The 23,119-nt window shown below is 46.4% G+C and carries 26 protein-coding genes; 2 read left to right on the forward strand and 24 right to left on the reverse strand.

What is annotated here, in order from left to right; all coding sequences use genetic code 11:
* Window positions 1-10: 10 nt before the first annotated feature.
* The 18 genes from HQN90_RS00715 to HQN90_RS00800 form a co-directional block, all read right to left on the reverse strand.
* A complete protein-coding gene (locus HQN90_RS00715; RefSeq protein WP_173215540.1) occupies window positions 11-289 on the reverse strand; it encodes a hypothetical protein in 279 nt (92 codons plus the stop codon).
* Window positions 290-294: 5 nt separating this feature from the next.
* Window positions 295-528, reverse strand: coding sequence for a helix-turn-helix transcriptional regulator (locus HQN90_RS00720; RefSeq protein ID WP_173215542.1), 234 nt, complete (start codon window positions 526-528; stop codon window positions 295-297).
* A gap of 716 nt (window positions 529-1,244) precedes the next feature.
* Window positions 1,245-1,805 carry a hypothetical protein gene (locus HQN90_RS00725; protein ID WP_173215544.1) on the reverse strand — a complete coding sequence of 187 codons (561 nt, stop codon included), beginning with the start codon at window positions 1,803-1,805 and terminating at the stop codon, window positions 1,245-1,247.
* Between the two features lie 40 nt (window positions 1,806-1,845).
* Window positions 1,846-2,106 carry a DUF6794 domain-containing protein gene (locus HQN90_RS00730; protein WP_216855154.1) on the reverse strand — a complete coding sequence of 87 codons (261 nt, stop codon included), beginning with the start codon at window positions 2,104-2,106 and terminating at the stop codon, window positions 1,846-1,848.
* A 211-nt stretch (window positions 2,107-2,317) separates the two neighbouring features.
* Entirely contained in the window at window positions 2,318-2,962 is a 645-nt protein-coding gene (locus HQN90_RS00735) for a hypothetical protein (protein WP_173215546.1), read from the reverse strand.
* A 253-nt stretch (window positions 2,963-3,215) separates the two neighbouring features.
* Window positions 3,216-4,340 (reverse strand): GerAB/ArcD/ProY family transporter, encoded by a 1,125-nt coding sequence (locus HQN90_RS00740; protein WP_173215548.1) that lies wholly within the window; start codon window positions 4,338-4,340, stop codon window positions 3,216-3,218.
* A 16-nt stretch (window positions 4,341-4,356) separates the two neighbouring features.
* Complete coding sequence (locus HQN90_RS00745; RefSeq protein ID WP_173215550.1) at window positions 4,357-4,590, reverse strand: hypothetical protein; 234 nt, start codon at window positions 4,588-4,590, stop codon at window positions 4,357-4,359.
* 4 nt (window positions 4,591-4,594) lie between these two features.
* On the reverse strand, window positions 4,595-5,806 hold the full coding sequence (locus HQN90_RS00750) for a Ger(x)C family spore germination protein (RefSeq protein WP_173215552.1): 1,212 nt from the start codon (window positions 5,804-5,806) through the stop codon (window positions 4,595-4,597).
* Window positions 5,803-7,347, reverse strand: a complete 1,545-nt coding sequence (locus tag HQN90_RS00755) for a spore germination protein (protein ID WP_173215554.1) — start codon at window positions 7,345-7,347, stop codon at window positions 5,803-5,805. Before HQN90_RS00755 ends, HQN90_RS00750 begins: the two co-directional genes overlap by 4 nt.
* 165 nt (window positions 7,348-7,512) lie before the next feature.
* Complete coding sequence (locus HQN90_RS00760; RefSeq protein WP_173215555.1) at window positions 7,513-7,995, reverse strand: acyl-CoA thioesterase; 483 nt, start codon at window positions 7,993-7,995, stop codon at window positions 7,513-7,515.
* Window positions 7,996-8,028: 33 nt separating this feature from the next.
* Window positions 8,029-9,207 (reverse strand): formate-dependent phosphoribosylglycinamide formyltransferase, encoded by a 1,179-nt coding sequence (purT, locus tag HQN90_RS00765; RefSeq protein WP_173215557.1) that lies wholly within the window; start codon window positions 9,205-9,207, stop codon window positions 8,029-8,031.
* A gap of 149 nt (window positions 9,208-9,356) precedes the next feature.
* Complete coding sequence (locus HQN90_RS00770; RefSeq protein ID WP_246361971.1) at window positions 9,357-11,246, reverse strand: vWA domain-containing protein; 1,890 nt, start codon at window positions 11,244-11,246, stop codon at window positions 9,357-9,359.
* Between the two features lie 25 nt (window positions 11,247-11,271).
* Window positions 11,272-12,126, reverse strand: coding sequence for an ATP-binding protein (locus tag HQN90_RS00775; protein WP_173216438.1), 855 nt, complete (start codon window positions 12,124-12,126; stop codon window positions 11,272-11,274).
* 450 nt (window positions 12,127-12,576) lie between these two features.
* The gene (locus tag HQN90_RS00780) at window positions 12,577-13,281 is read right to left on the reverse strand and encodes a hypothetical protein (RefSeq protein ID WP_173215561.1); all 705 of its coding nucleotides are present in this window, start codon (window positions 13,279-13,281) and stop codon (window positions 12,577-12,579) included.
* A 24-nt stretch (window positions 13,282-13,305) separates the two neighbouring features.
* Complete coding sequence (locus tag HQN90_RS00785) at window positions 13,306-13,461, reverse strand: hypothetical protein (protein WP_173215563.1); 156 nt, start codon at window positions 13,459-13,461, stop codon at window positions 13,306-13,308.
* A gap of 150 nt (window positions 13,462-13,611) precedes the next feature.
* Window positions 13,612-14,091 carry a hypothetical protein gene (locus tag HQN90_RS00790; protein WP_173215565.1) on the reverse strand — a complete coding sequence of 160 codons (480 nt, stop codon included), beginning with the start codon at window positions 14,089-14,091 and terminating at the stop codon, window positions 13,612-13,614.
* 35 nt (window positions 14,092-14,126) lie between these two features.
* Complete coding sequence (locus HQN90_RS00795; protein ID WP_173215567.1) at window positions 14,127-14,762, reverse strand: trimeric intracellular cation channel family protein; 636 nt, start codon at window positions 14,760-14,762, stop codon at window positions 14,127-14,129.
* Window positions 14,763-14,778: 16 nt separating this feature from the next.
* Window positions 14,779-15,855: a Gfo/Idh/MocA family protein gene (locus tag HQN90_RS00800; protein WP_173215569.1), complete on the reverse strand. Its 1,077-nt coding sequence runs from the start codon at window positions 15,853-15,855 to the stop codon at window positions 14,779-14,781.
* A 582-nt stretch (window positions 15,856-16,437) separates the two neighbouring features.
* On the opposite strand from HQN90_RS00800, the gene HQN90_RS00805 reads away from it, so the two are divergent.
* Window positions 16,438-16,659: a hypothetical protein gene (locus HQN90_RS00805; protein WP_079420964.1), complete on the forward strand. Its 222-nt coding sequence runs from the start codon at window positions 16,438-16,440 to the stop codon at window positions 16,657-16,659.
* Here the strand turns inward: HQN90_RS00805 and kapB are convergent.
* From kapB to HQN90_RS00820, 3 genes are read right to left on the reverse strand one after another with little or no spacing between them, the layout of a single operon-like run.
* Window positions 16,656-17,042 carry a kinase-associated lipoprotein KapB gene (gene kapB / locus HQN90_RS00810; protein ID WP_338042258.1) on the reverse strand — a complete coding sequence of 129 codons (387 nt, stop codon included), beginning with the start codon at window positions 17,040-17,042 and terminating at the stop codon, window positions 16,656-16,658. The genes HQN90_RS00805 and kapB overlap by 4 nt on opposite strands.
* A 25-nt stretch (window positions 17,043-17,067) precedes the next feature.
* Window positions 17,068-17,388 carry a thioredoxin family protein gene (locus HQN90_RS00815; RefSeq protein WP_173215573.1) on the reverse strand — a complete coding sequence of 107 codons (321 nt, stop codon included), beginning with the start codon at window positions 17,386-17,388 and terminating at the stop codon, window positions 17,068-17,070.
* Window positions 17,389-17,392: 4 nt separating this feature from the next.
* On the reverse strand, window positions 17,393-17,911 hold the full coding sequence (locus HQN90_RS00820; protein WP_173215575.1) for a hypothetical protein: 519 nt from the start codon (window positions 17,909-17,911) through the stop codon (window positions 17,393-17,395).
* Between the two features lie 72 nt (window positions 17,912-17,983).
* Between HQN90_RS00820 and HQN90_RS00825 the strand changes: the two genes are divergently transcribed.
* A complete protein-coding gene (locus tag HQN90_RS00825) occupies window positions 17,984-18,196 on the forward strand; it encodes a hypothetical protein (RefSeq protein ID WP_173215577.1) in 213 nt (70 codons plus the stop codon).
* A gap of 66 nt (window positions 18,197-18,262) precedes the next feature.
* On the opposite strand, the gene HQN90_RS00830 is transcribed toward HQN90_RS00825, so the two are convergent.
* The 3 genes from HQN90_RS00830 to HQN90_RS00840 all read right to left on the reverse strand — a co-directional run bounded on the left by HQN90_RS00830 (window position 18,263) and on the right by HQN90_RS00840 (window position 22,992).
* A complete protein-coding gene (locus HQN90_RS00830) occupies window positions 18,263-19,876 on the reverse strand; it encodes an ABC-F family ATP-binding cassette domain-containing protein (protein ID WP_173215579.1) in 1,614 nt (537 codons plus the stop codon).
* A gap of 120 nt (window positions 19,877-19,996) precedes the next feature.
* Window positions 19,997-21,946, reverse strand: a complete 1,950-nt coding sequence (locus tag HQN90_RS00835) for an ABC-F family ATP-binding cassette domain-containing protein (protein WP_173215581.1) — start codon at window positions 21,944-21,946, stop codon at window positions 19,997-19,999.
* Window positions 21,943-22,992: a M42 family metallopeptidase gene (locus tag HQN90_RS00840; RefSeq protein WP_338042259.1), complete on the reverse strand. Its 1,050-nt coding sequence runs from the start codon at window positions 22,990-22,992 to the stop codon at window positions 21,943-21,945. Before HQN90_RS00840 ends, HQN90_RS00835 begins: the two co-directional genes overlap by 4 nt.
* Between the last annotated feature and the right edge of the window lie 127 nt (window positions 22,993-23,119).

A 23,119-nucleotide genomic window follows, 5' to 3' on the forward strand; every position in this document is an offset into this window, starting at 1 on the left:
ATATTTAAAATTAAGAAAGTCTTCTTTTTTCGATAACCAAAAGTACGATGTAGATTACTAAGACTCCAGCAAAGAGGTACTCATAATACAATTTAAATGTATCTAAGTCAAAATTATAATGTTTTGAGAGGAGAGTACCCGATGTATAACCCATAAATAATAAAGTAAACGCATAGCTCAGAGGTCTGTATACTATTTGTTTCCATCGTTCATCTTTTCCTTCTCTAACCGATAAAATAAGATTCAAAAACATACCAAACAATATGATTACACTGAGCAAAATATCCATCCAAGCTATTCCTCCTCATCTTCTTCATAGGGCTTAAAAATAAAAACTTCGTTAATCTTCTTATCAAATACATGTGCTATAGCAAATGCAAGTTCAAGCGAAGGGATAAACTTGTTGTTCTCAATCGCTGCTATCGTCTGTCTAGTTACATCTAATTCTTTTGCGAGATCAGTCTGTGACCATCTTCGCTCAGCACGAAGTAAATAAACTTGATTACTTATAATTCCAAATTGATACATGATGGAATAACCTCCCTTCACAAAGAATGTAACATATAAAGAACAATATGTAAAGTTTAATTAACATTATGTTTTATTTAACTAACAATACTTTGCATAGAAAAAGCACTGGCAATAAGCCAACGCCTAATTGGGGACAATTAATCCTGTCCCCATTCGTTAAAGTTTGCCACTCCCCACCCACAGACCTCCTCCCGCTCCAATCCCACGCCCCGCAAGGCCTCCAAGTCCCTCCCATCTTATTCCCTTCACTACTCTAAACCACTAAAGTCTGCCGCTGAGCCAGAGAAATAGCCGATTGAAAATCAGAGAAAAAACAGAAAAATGAGCAAATAAAGTTTGATGTGGAAAAGCAGGAGAAGAGCGGGGATTTGGGCTTAGATTGGAAGCACTATTGGATGAAAAATAGGGGAAAGCCTGACAAGGATTCAAGGTTTGATGACGGGATCGAATTGGAGAAAGGAAAGAAAAAGAGCCGAGCGAAGATCAGGACAAATGCCTGAAGATCGGTCGGCTCAGTGGTGAACTTTATCTGTTCAGTGGCAGACTTTGTGGGACAGCGGCAGACTAATTTTGTTCTCTACAAATCCTCCCGATATATTACTACCACGCACTCCACATATGTTGAGACCGTGAAAGGAATATAATGGTTTCAATTTTATATAAAGATTAGTACAAATTCTAAACAAACAAAAGACTCGTTTCATGCATATTTTTTAAAAAAGACCTTCAGTTTTATATAATTGCAACTTTTTCATATTTTTAAGGTGTCTTTTCTCAATTTTATTTAAGACTGGATCAATACTCTTAACCCCGACAAATAATTCATGCAGAAAATCACCAATATCTCCTTTGACATAATTATCCGAGAGACTAAAACAATCATTCAATATAGATTCCATATCATTATCGTACTCTTTCATAATAATTTTTCTTTGATTGTATATTTTTTGCAATTCCAAACCTGCATCTTCAACTATCTCAGCACTCTCGCTAACATGTTTTACAAAGTTATTTAATGTGAGTTCATCCTTAATATTACTCCTGATGTCTTTTTGAGTAAAATAGTACCCGGACTTCCTTCTCAAAGACGAAATTGCTGCAATCATCTCGTCAGATGCTTTAAGATTCAAATCTCGTCTAAATTTTTCCTCATCGTTAAGCTTGCTCTTTTGTTGTGACCGATTCACATTAACAATAACAAATATTAATGTAATGGCTGTGATTATAGGTGAACCTATTTGAGCATATTGTTGTAATGTTTCAATTTTGACCATTATTCTCCACCTCTTTTACCTTCACGTTGAAACCAACCTTTTATACGCTTTCGTTTAACTTCCTATGGATCTCTTCTAAGACCATAAACGACACATCATCTCTGTGAATTGGAAAAAATGAATCCTCTTCCTCTAAACTGACTTCATAATTATTCCGTACATATAGCCCTAAAGTAAAATGCAACTTTATAATTTCTTTACTATCGAGATGAACTAAATAATCTCTTGTTTCTTGAACTAGATCATATGTAATTATATGTTCTGCTGCCTCTTTCACTGAATTGAATCTCTTTCGAGCCATTAGGAAACTCCTATCCTTCTTATGAAATCTCCGTTTTATGTCCATTAGTAAAACGCTTCTTTAAGTTCATCTATCTTCCTTTGTAATATATCGTAAACTGACCCATAAAATATTCCCTCTCCAAACACTTCACTCTTTTTACTATTACAATACAACTTACTTGCCTGCAATTTCTCAAGCATTTCAATTGTATTACTAATGTACTGCTTACTCATTTCGTTAAATTCATGCAATTTCCAGTTCGGATCAATCCAATAGCCTTCAGGCATATTTTAAAATTCTCGTAATCCTGAAGAAATCTGTACATTTTCTTATCTTCTTCGAAGAATGTAACTTCGACTTTTCCACCAAAATCTATTACCTTCTGACTCTTAAGACTTGCCTTCAGTTTCATTTGGACATCTCCCATGAAATCAAAGCCCTTAAAATATATTATTCTTGCGCCATCATCCTCTAAGTCCAAGTAAGTAATTATTGAATTTACTTCCATACTTAAATCAGTAAACCATTTGGAAATTGATATTGAATCTTCAAAAAGGCGACTCATATCTGAAGTAGCAGCAGTAAAAGACACCTCAATTTCATCATTCAGTCCATCCAATTTCTTAATTGAAATATAAATGCAAACAATACTTGCCTTACCATTAGGTTTAATGAATCGTTCTATTTCTGATTTGTCATAATGTGGCTTCCAGTCATAACCACCTTCAAGGTACTTAAAAATAAATGAATCCATTTCAAAATGGAGACTAGCACATCCACTGTAATCCAAAGGTCCATTCTTTCTAACATACTCAAACAATTTGTCCCTATTACTCTCCTGCATTATTAAGATGAATTGATAGTCAAGTCCCATGACTCATATATTCTCCGAGCTTACTGCTTTTTTATCCAACGAAATCTGAATTTCACTTCATTAAATCATACCAATTTTCACCAAAATAATACATAAGTAATCGAAGTGTGCAAAAAAAAGAACCTCCTATTAAGGAAGCCCCTCATTTTTTAAATTATTTTTTCCTTCCGATATATTACTACCACGCACTCCACATGCACCGTAAACGCGAACAGTTGTTACTATATTTAATTATCGCAGTAGCTATCCGGATCTAACCGCCTTCATTTTTCTCTTGAGGAGTATAGACATTCCTCCATTTTCGCTTGGCGATAAAAACAGCCCATAAGATAAGCGGCAGCACCACCCCATTGGTCAGATCCCAAAACATCCATGGCGTAACGAGCGTTTTGAGATAATAGGTCACATCGGGAGCAATGAGGACTGCCAGGCCAAAAATCAGAAATCCACTTGGCAAGATAAGCACATTTTTTTGCTTGAGCCGCAAAAGCTGTGCCATGCCGATGATAAACGCGTAAAAGAATACGGTTGCTTTAAAAAAGGTTGTAATTAGATAAGAGATAGCCATAAGCGCTTCAATTCTCTGAAAAAAATTACCGATATTAATCTTCTGAGCCAGTATGTACATCGTATAGGTGCTGTATGCCGTTAAGTCTGAGCCCAGCACACAAAGTGACACGGTTGTAATGATCGTGAATATCAGGCCCACCGCAAATGACACGGTCAGCACTTCCTTGACCAGATGAGGCTGTCTGTTGACATAAGGAAGGACCATTAGAAACGCGGACAGCTCACCAAATGGAAACAAAACCCCTGTTGCCATCGCTTGAAGAATGGGGCCAATTCCATGTTCCCCAACAGGCTTCAGATAATGGAACTGAAGTTTCGGAAGCAGGCAAACGATGAGAATCCCAGCAGCTACTAGAAAAAAAGGCAAGACAATTTCACTGCTTCTCCCGATAGACTCTAGCCCCGCCTTCATAGCCCACAGCATAAGCAAAATAATTAATAAATGAACAACCGGGAGAGGTGTGGACATGAAGATCTGTGTTGTCATAAAGTCCCCCATCTCCCGCACCAGATAGGAACAGACAATCAAGAAATAAAAGAGATACCAGATGGATACGATGACCCCTGGCCCATAACCAAAAACGCTCATACATTTCTCGATCAGCGACAAATCCGGCGCAACTCGGCTTGCAATCAGTAACACCGCAGTCACAGCCACTCCTCCGATAATGCCTAACAACGCAGAAATCCATGCATCCTGATCCGCTATAGCGGCTACAATGGAGGGATATAGCTGGAACATATCGCCAATGCCGCACAAAAATATAAGCACAACCAGCTGCCTAGCCCCGATTCTTCCCTTTTCCATCAGCCGTAATTCTCCTTTATGAAAACCAGTTCTTAAACAACTGATTGACCGGTCCGTAAATGATTTCAATTAGCCGTAATGGGCTGGGTGTTTTCTGCACAGTAACAGCCACTACGCTGCAAAAAGCACCAGCAGCCAGCATAATCAGAAAAACAGCAGCTTCCTTCCATTGACGTTGTCGGAACAGTCGAGGCAGCTCCCAAATCGCTGCGGCAGCGGCAGCACAAAGGATTATAATAGCGGCCAGCATCCGCTCACTCCTTCATTTTTTTCTGAAAGGTATCCAATAAAGTACCGAGCTTGCCAATTTTCGTTTTGACAGTGTAATGAATGGGTAAATCCATATAGGTTTGATCCCAGTTTTCCTCAAGCTTCTTCCATGCCTTCGGATCTGATTCATGAATGAGTTGTCCGAAGCCAAAAATATCGAACTTGAACTTGCGGCGAACTGAATCAACTGATTGCTTCATAAGCTCGATGATCTTCTCACTGCCTGTTTGTTCAATCAGCCGGAGGTCTTCTGGGGTGCTGATCTCTTGTGTCGTACCATGGACTTCAGTCAATATACCTTCGTTGGTCACCATGACGCGAATTTCCGGACTGCCCTGAACAACGGAAGCTTGGAGTACTGTTTTGCTTCGCAGCAAGTGAACCCCAATGCGCTCTCCACCTGGCATATCAATATGACCTATCGTTTGTTTGACCTGATCTTTGATGTAGTTATACGCTTTGCTCTCATCCTCATCCAGCCAGCCGATTAACCGATCTTTCTTAAAAACACCCAATCCCGTGAACTGAAGCTGCGCATCCGGATGTATTTTTTCCTTGTTCTTCTCTGAATTTCCTGTGCCGTTATGAAGATCTCCAACGATTTGGATCCCTGTCAGTATTGGACAACCACAATTCAGCAAATTATCCATTAATTCATCCATGGTTACCTTCGTGGTGGGTGCCCATGTTTCTGAAGAAGCATCCAATGACGCAAACATTTTGTTGGCGGGAATCGGCTCAAGAGGTGTCGTAACTTGCAAGACTTCGGAAGCTGTTCTCCCTTTGGCTACGGCAATATAATAATCTGATCGAACTGTTGGTTCGCGAACCATCGTTTCAACCACTTCTGAGACACCTTTACGAGCATAGGATTCACCGAAGATAAACATCTTGATATGTCCCATATACACCTTGCGCGGACTAATTTCCGTCATTTTCTGTATAGCCTCCAGCAACGTTGGCGCAATCACCTCATACACGGTAACGCTCGTTCCGCCTTTCATATTGGACTGGCTGGGGGCTATCTCGGAAGGAAGTACGACCTGGGCTGTGACCTTCAGTTGGTTTTTGGGTGCAAAGTCTACGCCAATAGCGACAGCTATACCCAGTTCGTTTAATTCCTTGCGGTCCCAGCACCCTGCCAGCGGAATAGTCAGTATTACGGAGAGGATGATCTTGATACATCTGGAGATCATGATTTTCTCCTCCCAGAAAACCATCCAACCTGCTGTCTCCTAGCGTTCCGATGCGTCAATTTGTCCGTTGTCGCATTATAGACCGGCCGCGTCTTCATCCGTTTCCAGGGCATTCGGAAAATGCTGTCCTTAATATCAGGCGCTACATAAGGCCCAAACGGACTCATATAAGACACGCCAAAGGACCTTAGTGTCGTCAAATGAAACACCATAGTCATTAAGCCAATCCAAATGCCAAGCAAGCCGAACGATGCAGCAAGAAACATCATGCAGAATCGCAGCATTCGAACCGTTATCGACAGACCATTCTCAGGGATAACATAGCTAGAAATTGCCGTGATCGATACAACGATGACCATGGCGGCCGATACAACGCCAGCCGCAACGGCTGCCTGACCGATGACAAGTGTCCCGACGATTGAAACAGCCTGACCGATCGTTCGGGGTATGCGGACACCGGCTTCCCGCAAAATTTCATAAGTTATTTCCATCAGCAATGCCTCAATGAAAGCCGGAAAGGGCACACCTTCCCGCTGTGCGGCAATGCTGATAATGAGGTTAGTTGGCAGCATTTCAAGATGAAAGGTCGAGATCGCTATATACAAGGCTGGAGCAAGCAAAGCGATGAAGAAAGACAAATAACGAAGCAGCCGAACGAGCGTCCCGATGTCCGCACGTTGGTAATAATCATCTGCGGATTGAAAAAATTGCACGAACAATGCTGGGATTAAGAGGACAAATGGCGTACCCTCCACCACAATAGCGATTCTGCCTTCCAATAGTCCCGCTGCGATCGTATCCGGACGTTCCGTATTGTAGACGGTAGGAAAAGGCGTTCTGAGTTCATCCTGAATTTCCTCTTCGATGTAGCCGCTCTCAAGAATCCCGTCAATATTTATCCGGTCAAGTCTTTTTCTTAGTTCTTCGATAATCCCTTCGTCAGCTATTCCTTTGATATACATGAAGGCTACGCTTGTATGCGTGACCTTTCCAATTTGCCTCGATTCCATCCACAACCGGGGGTCACGAATACGTCTGCGGATCAAGGCCGTATTGGTCCGAAGATTTTCAGTAAATCCTTCCATCGGCCCGCGAACAACCGTATGAGATTGGGGCTCCCCTACACTTCGCTCCTTTAATTCTGCGACATCAATCCATAGCCCCTTCTCCTCATGGTCCAGGAGCAAAATAGCATGCCCAGAAAGCAGTCGATCATATAGTTCCTTATAGGTATTGAAAGTACCGCTGTGTGCTGCAATAAGCGTATACTGCTGCACATACTCCACGCGGTCATCTTCTGCGGATAAATCGTGTTCAAACTCCTGCTTGAGCATTAGCGATTGGAGAATAGCATTGTGAAGCTGAGAGTCGACCATTCCGTCTATATAAATCGTTACGGCAGGCCATACTTGCATGCACTGGAACTTTTTGAAAATTAAATCATCGCTAGCGCCAAGCTCCCTTTGGATTCTGGTCATATGATCGGTTAGAGAGCCTTCAAGACCGCTAGCACTTTGCTCCTGTACGTCCTTACCGGGCATGGCATATCCTCCAATACTGACCGATGTTGATTTAGTATGATACATGGTTTAGGAATATATACCCATTCAAATGGCAGAAGTCAAACCTATCACATTGGCTATGCATGCAAAAAAGAGCAGATTCCGATTAAGGAACTGCCCTTCCGTTTACAAACAAATTCAGTACTATAAATTCAAATTGCGCTCTTCCTTGCGAAGCTTGCGAGCTGCAAACCGCGTTTCTGCGGTTTCGAACAGCCGCTTCTCTTCATCCGTTTCAGGGATAATCGCGGGAACCGGGCAAGGCTGCCCATGCTCATCAAGGGCAACAAAGGTAAGATACGAAGTCGCTGTGCGCTTCTTCTCCCCTGTCAGCAAGTTCTCGGAATCGACCTTCACGAACACTTCCATGGAGCTGCGGTGCGTCCAAGTAACAAATGCTTCCAACTGAATCGCTTCACCAAGCTTAACAGGCGCAAAGAAGTCCAAGCTGTCGCTCGATGCCGTGACAACACCTCTACGCGAATGACGCATCGAGGCTATTGTCGCGACTTTATCAATATATTGCATGACCCGGCCGCCAAATACCGTGTTGTGGTAATTCGTATCGGCTGGTAAAATGATTTCCGTCAAAATCGTTCGGGAGAGTCTTGCTGGTTTGGCTTCCAAAGTATGTTCCTCCTGACGCTGATTTGGATGATCTTATTCGTAATGCAAGGTTAATTTGCTTGCAGCTTGCTTCGCAAGATCGCGTGCTTCCTCTACGGAGCTGCCGCTGCTAAGAGCAACCGCCATGCGGCGTCCGACTTTCGTTTCCGGCTTGCCAAACACACGAACCTGCGTATTCGGAACCGACAGAGCATCCTCTAAACCACTAATGGTATAGTTTACTTGTTCACGATCCGCCTTCAGCGTATAGCTTGCACCAGCGGTTAAGAGTCGGATACCGGTGATTGGCAGCCCCAGAATCGCTCTAGCATGAAGAGCAAATTCGCTTAAATCTTGCGTCGCCATCGTAACCATGCCGGTATCGTGTGGACGCGGAGATACCTCGCTGAAGTAAACGCCTTCCTTCGTCAAGAATAACTCAACGCCATAGAGACCAAAGCCGCCAAGCGCATCTGTAATCGTTTTGGCCATATGCTGGGCATCTTGAATTTGTTGCTCTGACATGGCATGAGGCTGCCAGGACTCGATATAATCGCCATCTTTCTGGATGTGACCAATCGGTTCACAGTAAGTCGTACCCGAAATAGAACGAACGGTCAGCAGGGTAATTTCGGATTCAAAATGAATAAACTCCTCGACGATCACGCGGGCATTCTTGGCACGGCCGCCTTCCATCGCGATGTTCCACGATTGTTCCACATTCTCCGGTGTGCGGCATACGCTTTGGCCTTTGCCTGAGGAGCTCATGATCGGCTTAATTACGCACGGTGTCCCTATTTCGGCTACAGCTGCATGCAGCTCTTCCAGACTGTTAGCAAAAGCATACTTCGCTGTGCGCAGTTCGAGCGTTTCGGAAGCAAGACGTCGAATGCCCTCACGGTCCATCGTTAAGCGGGAAGCCGTTGCGGTAGGAATAACGCGGTATCCTTCTTTCTCAAGCTCAACAAGGACCGGCGTCGCGATTGCTTCAATTTCGGGTACGATCAAATCAGGCTGCTCTTTCTCGATCAAAGCTCTTAGCTGTTCGCCATCCAGCATATTAATCACGTGGCTGCGGTGCGCTACTTGCATAGCCGGCGCATTCGCATAACGATCTACGGCAATGGTTTCAATGCCTAAACGCTGTGCTTCGATGACTACTTCTTTGCCCAGCTCTCCTGAACCCAGCAGCATGATTTTTTTGGCTTTATTCGATAATGGTGCTCCGTACATGACAAACATTTCCCCTTTCAACTTTAGCCCATCCTTCGTAAACGTAAAAGCTTGCATATATGTAATGACAACTAAAACTACGTTAGATACAGGGGAATTCTCCCTTAATATTCATAAAATACCCTGATCTATTGTAATGGATTTCGACACTAAAAGATAGATTTCAACAGAAGTTTACGCAAAATCGGAACCAGCTGCTCATGCAGCTGATCGACATGCGGAACGACAATACTGCTGCGACCATACATATTGCGCATCATGATGCGCTGCGTTTCATGAACAACGCCGCTCGCCAGGAAGATGCTGATCACCTCAATCCCCAGTCGTCTCGCGCTTAGAACCGCTTCATAGGTGTCGAGGATGCCGACATCATTGTAATTGGCTGCCGAAGGCTCGCCATCCGAGAACACAATGAGGATGCGCTGCCGCTCTGTGCGGCGCAGCAGCCGAGCGGTCATCTGACGAATAGCGAAGCCGTCTCGATTGTCCTGCTGCGGCTCCAGCTGCATGAGAGACGCACCGCTGCCGGATGCGAGCGAGGAGGAGAAGTCAACGGCAACCTGGAACAGGTTCGGCGCTTCCTTCTCGGTGACACGATCCGCATCCTCCCAGAATCCCACCATTTCGTGAGGGATTCTCAGCGCTTGCAGGGTCTCGTGAAACAACACGAGACCTAGCTTGGTTTCGTCCATTTTGTCATACATGGACGCTGAGCAGTCGACGAGCAGCGAGAATGCCGCGTCGAGCTCAGGCACCGGCGCGCGCTTCTTATAGAAGAGCCGCGGCATCTCTTGCGTGAAGGCTCGCGTCAGCCGCTTGTCGAGCCGGCCAAACAAACGATCGCCGCGCGGGGCGATCCGCTTCTGCTCCAGCGTGCGCCGGATGGCCCGCTGCAAAGGCTTCGCGAGCGGCGCTGCGCGCTCGCTGAGGCGCCTGTAAGCGTCCTGCTGCGCAGCAGTGGGACGCACAGGCGCCAGCCAGGTCGCCGTCGCATACGCGGCGACAGCGGCCTCCGCGTGCCCCGCGGCAGCGGGCACGGCAAGGCCCTCGCGCCGGCCGGAGGCGGCGCCGGTGCGCTTGGCGCGCTGCGAGCGCCCCTGAACGATGGCGAGCGCCTGATCGGCCGCATCGCCCTCGCGGGGCGCAGACCCTTGCGCGGCTGTGCGTGAGCCGCGCTCCAGCTCGAACCGCAGCAGCCCTGGGCTGCGGTCGCTGCTCTCGCGGTGCCAGGTCGGCAGACGCTCCTGACCCGGTAATTGACGCTCCCCCTCTTGCTCGGGGAGCACATCCTCGTTGGCGAGCCGCTTCGCTCGCTTCAGCTCGCCCTTGTACCCCGCTGGCAGCGGCTCAGCTACGCCGCCTCCCTGCTGCATCCAGAAGTAGGCCGCTTCTGCATCCCGTTCAATCCAAGCTGTCAGCGAATCCATGATGTCCTGACAGCAGGCTGCAACTTCAGCCGTATGTTCAGCTTCCTCGATTTGCTCAAGTACAGGAAACAGCTTAGATAATTTCTCTACGACCCTGCTGGACTCTGTGTTCTTCCAATCCATCCCCGTAAACCAGCCATAAATCACTAAAATTACAGCATCAGCAAGGTCTTTCTTATTCAAATGAGACGTCAGCTTATGCTGAAAATAAGCGCCTAAAAGGCGGTGCCGATGAGCGAAAACCCGGGCAGTCCCAGGACGCCGCGTTCGACAAATGCGTTCCAGGCGCATATCTTCGCACAGGGCAAACAAGCTGTTAGCCAGTTTGGGCAATGGCGCATCCCGACAATACCCCAAATAAGCGCTCACGGCCTCGGCGCCAGTAAACCAAGCACTGCCAATTCCGCACAGGTACACATCGCTTTTCATCCCGGCCGCTTTATCAGCAGGCGGGTAGTCCCACCAGAATTGGCTCACTTTAATTCGTCCCGCAGCTTCTTCATAGTCCGCATGAAAAGCAGCTTCGACCTCCAACTCTTTGCGCTTAGTAAACATGCGGCCCAAATCCACAAGCTGCATCTGCAGCATGGCGTCTATTTTATCGTCCAGCAAGCTTAGCTTTCCAACAAACATAGGCTTAGAATAACGTATCCGCCGCATTCAAGACGGCTGCACGTTCCCTTTCATCCTCCAACTTATCAGCGATAGCTCGGGCGATTGCTCGCAAAGGAGGAATATAAGCGGTTAGATCACAAGCATCCAAAAGGGCCCGAATCGAGCCTGCTTCGTCCGGCAGCTGCCCCATTTCAATAAGCGTCAGCAAATCCGCTGATAGCTGCACAAAGGTTCGCAGCAGCTTGTCATCCTGCAGAACCGATTTACTTTTAAGCAGCTTCAATAATGTCTCGCCTTGCAAATACGGCACATCAATGGTGACAAACCGATTTTTCAAAGCTTCATTCAGTGGAACCGTCCCCATGTACCCTTCATTTATCGCCGCTACAACTTTAAATTCAGGATGCGCTGTAATGACTTCTCCCGTGAACGGATTGGTGATCGACCTCCGATAATCCAGGACACCGTTGATTAAAGATAAGGTTTCTGGCTTAGCCATATTAATTTCGTCAATATACAGAAAGTGCCCTTTGGTCATTGCTTTCATAATCGGGCCTGGAATGAACACAATCTGCGAATTTCCCTGCTCATCATGCGCGAGCGTCTTGAAGCCAAGCAAAGCTTCCGCATCCAAATCCGTCGAACAATTCACCGCATGCATCGGTTGATCGAATAAAGCCGATACGTGCTCAGCCAGCTTCGTTTTTCCAGAGCCTGTTGGTCCTTTCAGCAGTACATTTTTGTTCAAATACAGTGCTATGATCGTATCCGTAAGGATTTCTTCATGGGGTGACTCGAAAGTGGCTGAGCCAATGAGCTCACGATCCTCGTCATTTCGACTGGATTGCCTCTCTTCTTTATTTTGTGCCAACTTCATTAGAATTTGTTCGGGCAAACCCGCTGTCATCATCATCTAGCAGTCCTTTCCTGATTCCTTCGTTCTCTTACTATTTATCAGGAAAGCTTTGGTTGTCAAGCTCTTCAAGGCAGCCAAGGCTCGTCAATAACGGAATGTGCATAGAATGCCATAGATTCTCCACATAATGGACAGCTTGGTTTCGTGGGAGACTCATTATAGTGCAGCGCCAAGGCGAACGAGGTTTCTGCGTTAATGGCTTGTATCACATCTGCCTTATGAACATACTCACACTGACGCGAGCTGCAGTAGGAACGCACCTTATACCGATAGCTCATCGCGCGAGCAAGACAAATCCAACCTTCATAGGGATACCGAGCATCCTCATTTGCCCCTCCTTTGGACAGATAGCTAAAACCCTCAGCAATAAGCTGAGGGAAATTCTCTTGTTATGATTCAAATCCTAGCCTTTTACGGCAGAACTTGCTTCTGACCCGTTGAGTAAGTTGGGAAGGTATACTGAATCATGGTATTAAATTCATTCAAGAAGGTATCCATTCTTTTGTTGTTTCGCTGCTGACCATCGTAGTACATCATCCGGTTGACGAAATGCGGGTTGGTTGAGATGAAAATATTCGCATCCGGATAAATGCGCGTGAGCAGATGCCTAATCGCATTCGCGCTCTCCGCAGGAAGCGGCTTGGCCGAAAGCCAATCTAATTGAGCACCTACCCCTGAGCCAAATAATCCTGCGCCAGTTTCAGGATCGTTGGTTTTGCTAAGCATTTTGATCTCATCATTAGCTCCCATTGCCTGCATTCCGCCCATATCTACCGCAACATAAATATTATGATCCGTAAGCGCCACAGCCGTTGATCCCAAATGCGCTGCTTGAATCACTTGATCCGCCAAATCCCTGTTCAAGGTGAGATGCGTATTATTATGGGCTTTTATGTTATCAAGGGTAGCTACCGTCGCCGTTGGCTGCGGAGACTTGTTGACACTTTTAGCTCCGAGGGACGCATTCTCATTGTTTCTAAGACTTGTGTCCCAACTCCCCGCATGCGGATTGGATGAGCTTGCTCCAGCCTGATTATGCGAACCGGCTGAGCCACAACCCGTCGCCATGACAACGAGCATAGCGGATATGACGATTTTGGACATCGTTTTTTTCATGTGAACCCCTCTTTCTAGACAACATTATTCCTTATTCGTTTCAACATCATCTTGGCTATACGCAATCAAAGCCACATCCACACCTAATTCATCCTTCATTCGTGACTCCAGGCTGCGTAGATCTTCTAACAGATCTTCTCGTGCATCAAGATTAGCAAATTGATAAGACGCTGCCGGCATGATTCCACATCCCCCCTCTCTCCTTATTGCAGATGACATTATCGTTAATATGGACATTTATCCTGATTTTTACCAAACAAAAAAAAGCCCGCCGCCGTTGAACGGCAAAGCAGGCTTCTTGCTTATTAATTAGCTTGATCAGAAGTGTAATTATTCTTCTTTCTTGCGTGTTTGATCAAGTTCTTCCAGCAGTTTGCGAACGGCTTCCGGATCTGGATTGCCGTGTTCTTTGAATGCGCGAAGCTTGCTCAATAAATTTGCTGCGATAGCTTCATCTTCCGATTGTTCCAACTCATGGGCAGGATCAAACCATATATAGAACCCTTCCGGGCCATTCCTTAAAAAAGGTTTCTGCCAATGCTCGGGATACGCATACCCCTGTTCGCCAAATATCATGCCCAGCACATCATCGCTGTCAATAGGAAGCAAATAATGAAATGATTCCGGCTCGCCTGTGTTGGAAAAGTCGCGGTGCATGTAAGCATAATGAAGGTAATGCTCACCTGTCTCAACGTCCTTGGACACTTCATACAGATCAAGCTCTGTTTGAAGCAGTTCCTTCACAGCTGTGATGCGCGCTTCGATGGTCTCTGCAGATATCTTTTGCAAGGTGGATAATGAGACTTCCACTTGAACCACTCCTTCCAGCTATGGATAAGTCAATGTTAGAACTCCGATCTACGTGTCCCTTCGGGCAATGCACCGCGCAAAGAACGCTTCGGCAGCTTCCATTTGAAAAAGACAGAAAGCATTCTCAGGGTAACAATTAAAACAAAGAGTACGGCTAGCTGCCAAGTTCCCTGCATCCAGCCTAACCCGACCAAAGCCCCAGCCAGCATGCCCCAAACCGCATAAATCTCGTCTTTTAGCACCAATGGTTTACGGCCTGCCAGAACATCACGGACCATCCCGCCGCCAATTCCCGTCAAAACCGCCGCGACGATAATCGCGCTAAGCGGATGTCCCATATTCGTAGCATAAATCGCCCCTTGGATTGAAAAGGCTGCAAGCCCAATCGCATCGAAGAAAGCTTCCCACGTTTTCCACATTTTGATGAATCGAACAGGCATAAAGAAAACAAGTGTCATGGCAAAGAGGGCAATCTGGAAATACAACCCCTGCTCCCAGAGAAGGACAATCGGCTTGCCGATCAACAAGTTCCGAATAATCCCTCCGCCGAAAGCCGTAACAAGCCCAAGGACATATACACCTAATATATCGTATTCCTCTTCCATCGCAACTATGGCTCCACTCACAGCGAAAGCAATCGTTCCGATGATACTAAATAACTCCCAATTCACTTTGTGCAGCCCCTGTCTACTCGATGTCCCAGTCCAATTTCACTTCATTGCCAGTTTGCGAAGAACGATAGATCGCATCCAGGATTAAATTATTCGTATACCCTGTCATGACAGAAGTGATAGGCGGCAAGCCACTTTCGATACAGGAAAGGAAATGTCTCGCCATCCGTACACGCGGGCCTTCATCGAATTCAGGAACCGTGAGGTCTACGTCAGCTTCACGATCAAACATTTCGGCGAACAGCTTCCCTTTGGTTCCACGAATCGAAGCCCCGCCTTCGCTTCCCAGAAGCTGCACATACGGCTGACTGTCCGTTTCGATCAGCGCTGCCCAGCTAACATCCAGTGAGAGCGTAGCGCCGTTATCCAATTTGATCAACGCTGTCGCTAAATCTTCAACATCATAATGACCCGCCCAGTTCGGAGCTCCCCAGGAGCCGATTCCTTTTTTGCGTGGACCGAATTCGGCATACGTTGCTCCATAAACCGAAACCGGCTTCGGATTCCCCATCAAGTAGAGGGACAAATCTAACATATGCACGCCAAGATCAATCAACGGTCCGCCACCGGATTTATCCATTTGCGTAAACCAAGTTCCCCAGCCTGGAATCCCTTTGCGTCTTAACCAACCTGCTTTCGCATGATAAATATGGCCTAGCGCACCTTTCTCCGCCTGCTGTTTAACAGCCATGGAGAGAGCATCCCAGCGCAGCTGATGAGGAATCATCAGGATTTTCCCTGCTTTACGCTCGGCTTCCACAATTTGTTTGGCTGATGCCAAGTTAAGGGCCATCGGTTTCTCAAGCATGACGTGCTTGCCCGCTTCCAAGGCTTGTACAGCGATAGGGGCATGCCACTCATTCGACACCGCAATAACAACGGCATCAATCGACGGGTCTGCCAACAATTTCTCCGTGCTGTCATACACACGCTCGATAGCATGCTCTTTGGCCCGCGCTTCCGCTAATGGCAAATAGGCGTCCGTTACCGCCGTAATTTGTGCTTCAGGCACTTGTTTCAATACTTCCATATGCACATTGCCTATATTCCCTGAACCAATAATACCTATGCGAGTTGGTTTTCCTGTCGTCATTTCGTTACCTCCCGAGCTTGTTTACATACAATCTTACTTATTATAAATGGGGTTAACTTTCCCCGCAACCGTATTGTCCAATCCTTTTTATTCAAGCCACATATACATAAAATATCCTACTAAGGGGAGGTGTCGACGAATGGAGCGAACATTAAAATCCACCAAATGTGTTCCTCATCATAAACGCCATTCTATTCGTAAAATTGCTCATGAAAATGTTGGACATATCGTCGTTGTCCAATCGTTAGCAGGAACGTTTACGGGTTGTCTGATAAGCGCTCATCGTACTTTTCTGCGATTAAGGGTTTTCAATCCAGTCCTTGGGCGATTTGTTATTATCCGTATTCCTTACGCCATCATTATTCGCATCAGACGTGTCCATTGTAAATCCTGTAATTAATCTTTATGGAACTAGCCCACTTTGGGCAGTTCTTTACATATAATAAGTTGCTAAAACTTTTTTAATAGTTTGTCACAAACTAATCTAACATTTGAAATGTATCCTAAAAGGGTAATATGAACGTAAGGATGTACATTTACAAGGTCAGTTTTCCTGATGGAAAACGTGAAGGAGGACTTAACATGCAAGCAATTAACATTCGATTCAAAAACAAATCTATCCCTGTTCTTAATTTCACACAACGCCATTCACATATGGAGCTGCTATCAAGTAAACTTAAGGAATTTGAACTTCATTTTGAATTCCGCAAGAAATTAAAAATGATCTCGATGATCGAGATCATTGGGGATGTCGCCATTTTCAAATATAACGATGGTACAAAGTTGTATTTGGAAGTTTCTTAATTCGATTGAGGAAAATACTCCTGTTGCAATTGATCAAGCTCCTGCAGAGAGCGTCTGGCCCATGCTTCCATATCTGACAACTTACTTATTTGCGCCGATAACGCTCTCTTCAGAGAATCTTGATACTCGGGAACGACCCCTGAGTAAAGACGTATCGTTGAAATAGGCATCAAAGCAATCTCTTGATTCGACAAAGCCCGGCGTTGATGAAAAAAAGCCACACTAGGATCCATTGGATTATGCAAATCTCCTTGTGTCGGATGTTCCTTCACAGCCAAAATGCGAACTGCTGCTTTCATCGTCGATGACATTTCCACAACTTCACCGTAATATACCCCTGTTTTATACTCAGCTGTTACACGATCTCCAATTTGAAAACTCATTTCAACCATTCCTTTCTTTGATCCGTTAGTTATTTATAAGAGGCAAAAGTCTGCGGTACAGCTCATCCACGGATTGCATACGATACATAAATGTCTTCTCTTTCCCTGCTTCTAACATGACTATACATGGAACACTTGTAATTTGCCACTCACGGCTAAGCTGCGGAAGAAAATTGATATTGCTTTTAACGAGAGGCAAGTCTGGCTGCATCGTCCTAATAATCTCCAGCATCCGTTCTGTTATTTGGCATGTCCCGCAGAAGGGCGTGAACAGAAATACAGCAAATGGCCCCTCTTCCTCGTGGTTTACCCGGTCTATAAGCTCTTGCTGAGTTAATTCTTGCATCGTTCTAAGTCCCTCTTTCATCCAGCCAAGTGAGGCTGTCCGCAGCATACCCAATGAGATCCGGAAAATCATCCAGATGACTTTCATCCACTTTGCGTCCGAAGGATAATGTGATCTGATTACGATAAATAATCGGACTTGTGCCATACGTATACGAAAGAGACTGTGTAATCTCCGGGCGTTGTTCCCAAATTAAACCCAGCTCCTCGGCAATCCGTTTGCAATCCCGCTCCGGATCCTTTACCTTGGTGAACAGCTTAATGGTCAAGGTGCACCCTGGTTTGGCTGTCGGATTCTCCAAAATCTCTGCGGCCAGATCGCTCAAATGGACATGCAGGTTAATCTCAGCCTTGCTTGGCTTATCAATCTTCCTTGTAAACTCGATGGCAAACGTACGCGACATCGAAGATAGATCCACCCTATCTTCCCGTCGCGTAATTAAGATATGACCCTCTAAATCCAGATCATAAACGGCTCCTTCCAACACGACTTTGATATTGTCATAGATCGTTGGATCAAACATCCGGGGCACCTTCTTTCATCTTTTCACTGATTCGATTATACTTAGGTCATACCACGTAAAGAAGGTGTTCCTATGTCAGACAAGCCACAAGATCAACAAGAAGAACAAAAAGGCCCCAAAAAAGTTAGTTTAGCTGATGCTATCAAACAAAAGCTCGCCCAAAAGAAAGCCGAACAAGCTGAGGCTAGAGCCAACCCGAAAGCAGCTGGAAATGCCAATCAAAGCGCTAAAAGCCAAATGACCAAAAAAGTCAACAATCAACGTCGTCGTACAGGCGGCAGCTAAGTCACGCTTTGCATGCGGCAAAAGCGCCCTGAGAGTCACACATCAGGGCGCTTTTTTATTGGGTGCTTACGCGTAATGCGTTTCGCGTTGTTTCTTCACATCTTCACTTTCCAGATACTCATCATACGTAAGCATTTTGTCGATAAGACCTTTTGGTGTGATTTCCATAACACGGGTAGCAATTGTTTGAATGAACTGATGGTCATGAGATACGAACAGCATCGTTCCATCGAAATCAACAAGTCCGTTATTAAGTGCTGTGATGGACTCCAAGTCCAAGTGATTCGTTGGCTCATCAAGGATAAGTACATTGGCGCCGCTCAGCATCATTTTAGAGAACATACAACGCACTTTTTCTCCCCCGGATAGGACATTCGTCTTCTTCAAGGCTTCTTCCCCTGAGAATAACATACGGCCCAAGAATCCGCGAAGGAATGATTCGTCTGGATCTTTGGAGTATTGACGCAGCCAATCTACCAAGTTCAGCTCCGAGTTGAAGTAATCTTGGCTGTCTTTCGGGAAATAGGCTTGGGAAGTCGTAACCCCCCATGTGAATGTACCTTCATCTGCTTCCATTTCACCCATCAGGATTTTGAACAGCGTCGTTTTGGCGATGCCATCTGGGCCTACAAACGCCACTTTATCCCCTTTGTTGAGCGTGAACGTCAGATTATTCAATACTTTAACGCCATCAATTGTTTTGGACAAGCTCTCCACAGCAAGCAGTTGTTTACCAGCTTCACGCTCACCTTTAAAGTGAATGAACGGATATTTACGGCTGGAAGGACGAATATCTTCAAGCGTAAGCTTCTCGAGTTGCTTTTTACGGGAGGTAGCTTGCTTGGATTTGGATGCGTTCGCGCTGAAACGTGCGATAAAAGCTTCCAACTCTTTGCGTTTTTCATCGGTTTTCTTGTTGGCATCTCTAGTCAATCGTAGCGCCAATTGGCTGGATTCGTACCACCAGTCATAGTTACCGACGTACATTTGAATTTTACCAAAATCAATATCGGCAATATGTGTACATACTTGGTTCAAGAAGTGACGATCATGGGATACAACGATAACTGTACCTTCAAAACGGGATAAGAAGTGCTCCAGCCAACGAATCGATTCCAAGTTCAAATGGTTGGTAGGCTCATCGAGGAGAAGAATATTCGGATTACCAAACAAAGCTTGCGCCAAGAGGACACGCACTTTTTCGTTGCCATCAACGTCTTTCATTTTCGTATCATGAAGGCTTGTAGGAATGCCAAGACCGATAAGAAGCTCAGCAGCATCGGATTCTGCCTGCCAGCCGTCTAAATCCTGAAACTCGCCTTCAAGCTCTGCGGCTCTCATGCCATCTTCTTCAGAGAAATCCGCTTTCGCATAAAGCGCATCCTTCTCTTCCATGATTTTAAATAAACGAGAATGACCCATAACGACCGTTTTCAAAACTTCGATTTCATCAAACTCGTAATGATTTTGTTTCAATACCGCCATTCTTTCGCCTGGCGTGATGCTGACTTCCCCTGTGTTAGGCTCGATTTCGCCGGAAAGAATTTTTAGAAATGTGGATTTACCTGCACCGTTGGCACCGATAAGTCCGTAACAGTTGCCTGGGGTGAATTTAATATTGGCGTCTTCGAACAAGGCTCTTTTGCCGTAACGAAGCGTCACGTTATTAACATTAATCATGTGGAATACATACCTGCCTTTATAGTAGTTTGTTCTATCATATCATAGATAGGACGCAATAATCGAAGATTAAAGTCTCTCCTTAGTAGGAATCTTGCTGCTTTGAGCCTTAAACCTTGACTATTTGCGTTCGATTTCTTCGACTAGCTCGGATAAATAAGTCCATCGTTCCATCGCTGCTTCCAAATCAGCCGCGGTTTGCTGCTCCTGCTCATACAAATCACGAACTCGGTCAAAATCGCTTCCGGCCGATTCAATTTGCTTTTTCAAACTCGCTGCTTTGTCTTCTAAGGAAGCAATCGTATTTTCGATTTCGTCCCATTCCTTCTGTTCTTTGAACGAAAGTTTCTTGGGACGGCTCGAACTGGAAGCATTCCCTGCTGCGGCCGAACTCGTCGCAGTTGACGGAGCTGATTTGGCCGTGCTGGCATTGCGAATCATTTCCTTGCGAGCCTGCTCAGCCTCTTCCTCTTCCCGTTTCTCTTCCAAGTAATCCGAGTAGTTGCCAATGTAAGGTTCAATTCGGCCATTACCGTCAAATGCGAATAAATGAGAAACCGTCCGATCCAAGAAATAGCGATCATGGGACACCGTAATAACAGCCCCTGGGAATTGATCCAGGTAGTCTTCCAGTATGGTCAAAGTTTGAATATCCAAGTCATTCGTCGGCTCATCGAGCAGCAGGACATTGGGCTCGCCCATCAAGGTACGCAGCAAATAAAGTCTGCGGCGCTCTCCCCCTGACAGCTTGCCAATCGGCGACCATTGCAGCGTTGGTGAAAATAAGAATCGCTCCAGCATTTGCGATGCCGAAATCGTTTCTCCATCCGACGTGCGGATAAGCTCAGCCGCTTCCTTGATGTACTCGATGACGCGCATTTTCTCGTCCATCTCGACGTTCTCTTGCGTGTAGTACGCCAGCTTCACGGTCGTACCGGTCTCGATCGTGCCGCTGTCAGGCTGAATCCGCCCAGCGAGCATGTTCAGCAGCGTCGATTTCCCGCTGCCGTTCGGACCGATGATGCCGAGACGATCTCGCGGCATCACGATGTAGCTGAAGCTGCTGAGCAGCGGCTTCCCGCTCTCAAATGCCTTGGTGATGGCTTCCAGCTCCATCACCTTCTTGCCTAGGCGGCTGCCAGCCAGCGCCATGTCCATCTTCTCTCCGGGACCGTCTACTTTGTGGTCCCGCAGGTCTTCGGCGCGCTGAATCCGCGCCTTCTGCTTCGTCGTGCGCGCTTTCGCGCCGCGACGGAGCCATGCGAGCTCGCGGCGCAGCAGATTCTGCCGCTTGTCTTCGCTGGATGCTTCGGACTCCATCCGCTCTGCTTTCTTCTCGAGGAACGCCTCATAGTTGCCCTCGTAGCTGTAGATCTTGCCCCGGTCCAGTTCCAGCATGCGGTTCGTTACCCGCTCCAGGAAGTACCGGTCATGCGTAACGAGCAGCAGCGCGCCGCGCCACTTGCCGAGGAATTCCTCGAGCCAGATGGCGGTCTCGTTATCAATATGGTTCGTCGGCTCATCCAGGATGAGCAGGTCGGCGGGCTGAATCAGCACGCGCGCCATGGCGACACGCTTGCGCTGACCGCCGGACAGCTGGCCGACGGGCTTGTCGAACTGGCTGATGCCTAGCTTCATCAGCACAGTTTTGGCCAAGGTGCTGGCTTCCCAGGCACCTTGCTCATCCATGCGCGACTGGGCTGCGAACAGCCGCGATTGTTTTTTCTCGCTGGAAGCGTCGAGCTCCAGCTCTGCAAGTGCCAGCTCATAGTCGCGAAGCGTCTTCATGAGCGGCGTATCGCCGTGGAATACTTGCTCAAGAACCGTGGAGTTCGGATCGAACTCCGGGTTCTGCGGCAAGTATTCCACGCGGAAATGGTTCGCGTGCACAAGCTTGCCGCGATCCGCTGTTTCCAGCCCCGCCAGCAGCTTCAGCAGCGTGGACTTGCCTGTGCCGTTCACGCCAATGAGACCGATGCGCTGCTTCTCGTTCACCGTGAACGAGATATCATCGAACAACACCTTGTCGCCAAATGTTTTGGTAATGTTGACTGCACTCAGTATATTCATGCTTCCACCGGCTCCATGATATAGGCGGCAAGCAGAGCTGCTGTATTCACTACTGCATCCATATGCGTTCTTTCCATGCTGTGTGACGCATGAACGCCGGGACCAACCAACGCCGCACGAATATCGCGTCCGCCTCTGAGCGCGGCTGTTGCATCTGAGCTGTATCTTGGATAAATATCAACGGCATAGCCGATTTCCAGCTTCTCCGCAAGCTCGATCATTTTCGAAGTCATCTGATAATCATAAGGCCCCGAGGAATCTTTTGCACAGATCGAAACATCGCGTTCACTGCCGCTCAAATCATCGCCAAGCGCGCCCATATCGACCGCAATGAAATCCGTAATATCTTCTGGAATGAAAGATGAGCCATGACCAACCTCTTCATAATTAGAGAAGAACAGCTTGATCGTGAATACAGGCTGCAAGCCTTCTTCTTTCATTAGCTTAAGCAAACCGAACAATGACGCAACACTAGCTTTATCGTCCAAATGACGTGACTTTACGAAGCCATTGTCTTTCACTTGTACCCTCGGATCGAACGAAATATAATCGCCAACGCGAATGCCCAAAGCTTGAACCTCTTTTTTGGAATTTACCAATTCATCAATACGCACTTCCATATTGGCTTCATCCCGTTTGTACTCTCTAGCATCCTCATACACATGGACAGAAGGCCGTGAAGTTAAAATAGTACCATCATAGACACGTTCATCACGTGTATGAATTTGCACGTATTCATTTTCGATGGCTCCCATCATGAATCCGCCCAAAGAAGTGATTTTCAAAGTACCGTTCTCTTTGATAGAGCGAACCATGGCGCCAAGTGTATCCACATGGGCAGAGATGCCGATCACTCGGTCTTCGCGTGTTCCCGGTATGGTTACAATGCCGCAGCCTTTATTCGTATATGTAAGCTCATATCCGAGTTTAGTTACTTCTTGCTGCACCTTTTGCATAATGTGGTGCGTATAACCTGTCGGACTTGGTGTGCGCAGCAGCATCTCCAGGATGTCCGTCATATAGGCTTGATCAAGTTTTGACTTCACTTGGGAATCATCCCTTTTCTATAAATTAATGGCTGTCTAAACAAACAAAAAACAGTGCAGCCTAGGATACTTAGGCATGCTAGTGACATAAATCACCAACTAACCTCTTCTAAGGATACTACACTGT

The organism is Paenibacillus alba, from assembly GCF_013204855.1.
GTDB lineage: Bacteria > Bacillota > Bacilli > Paenibacillales > NBRC-103111 > Paenibacillus_E > Paenibacillus_E alba.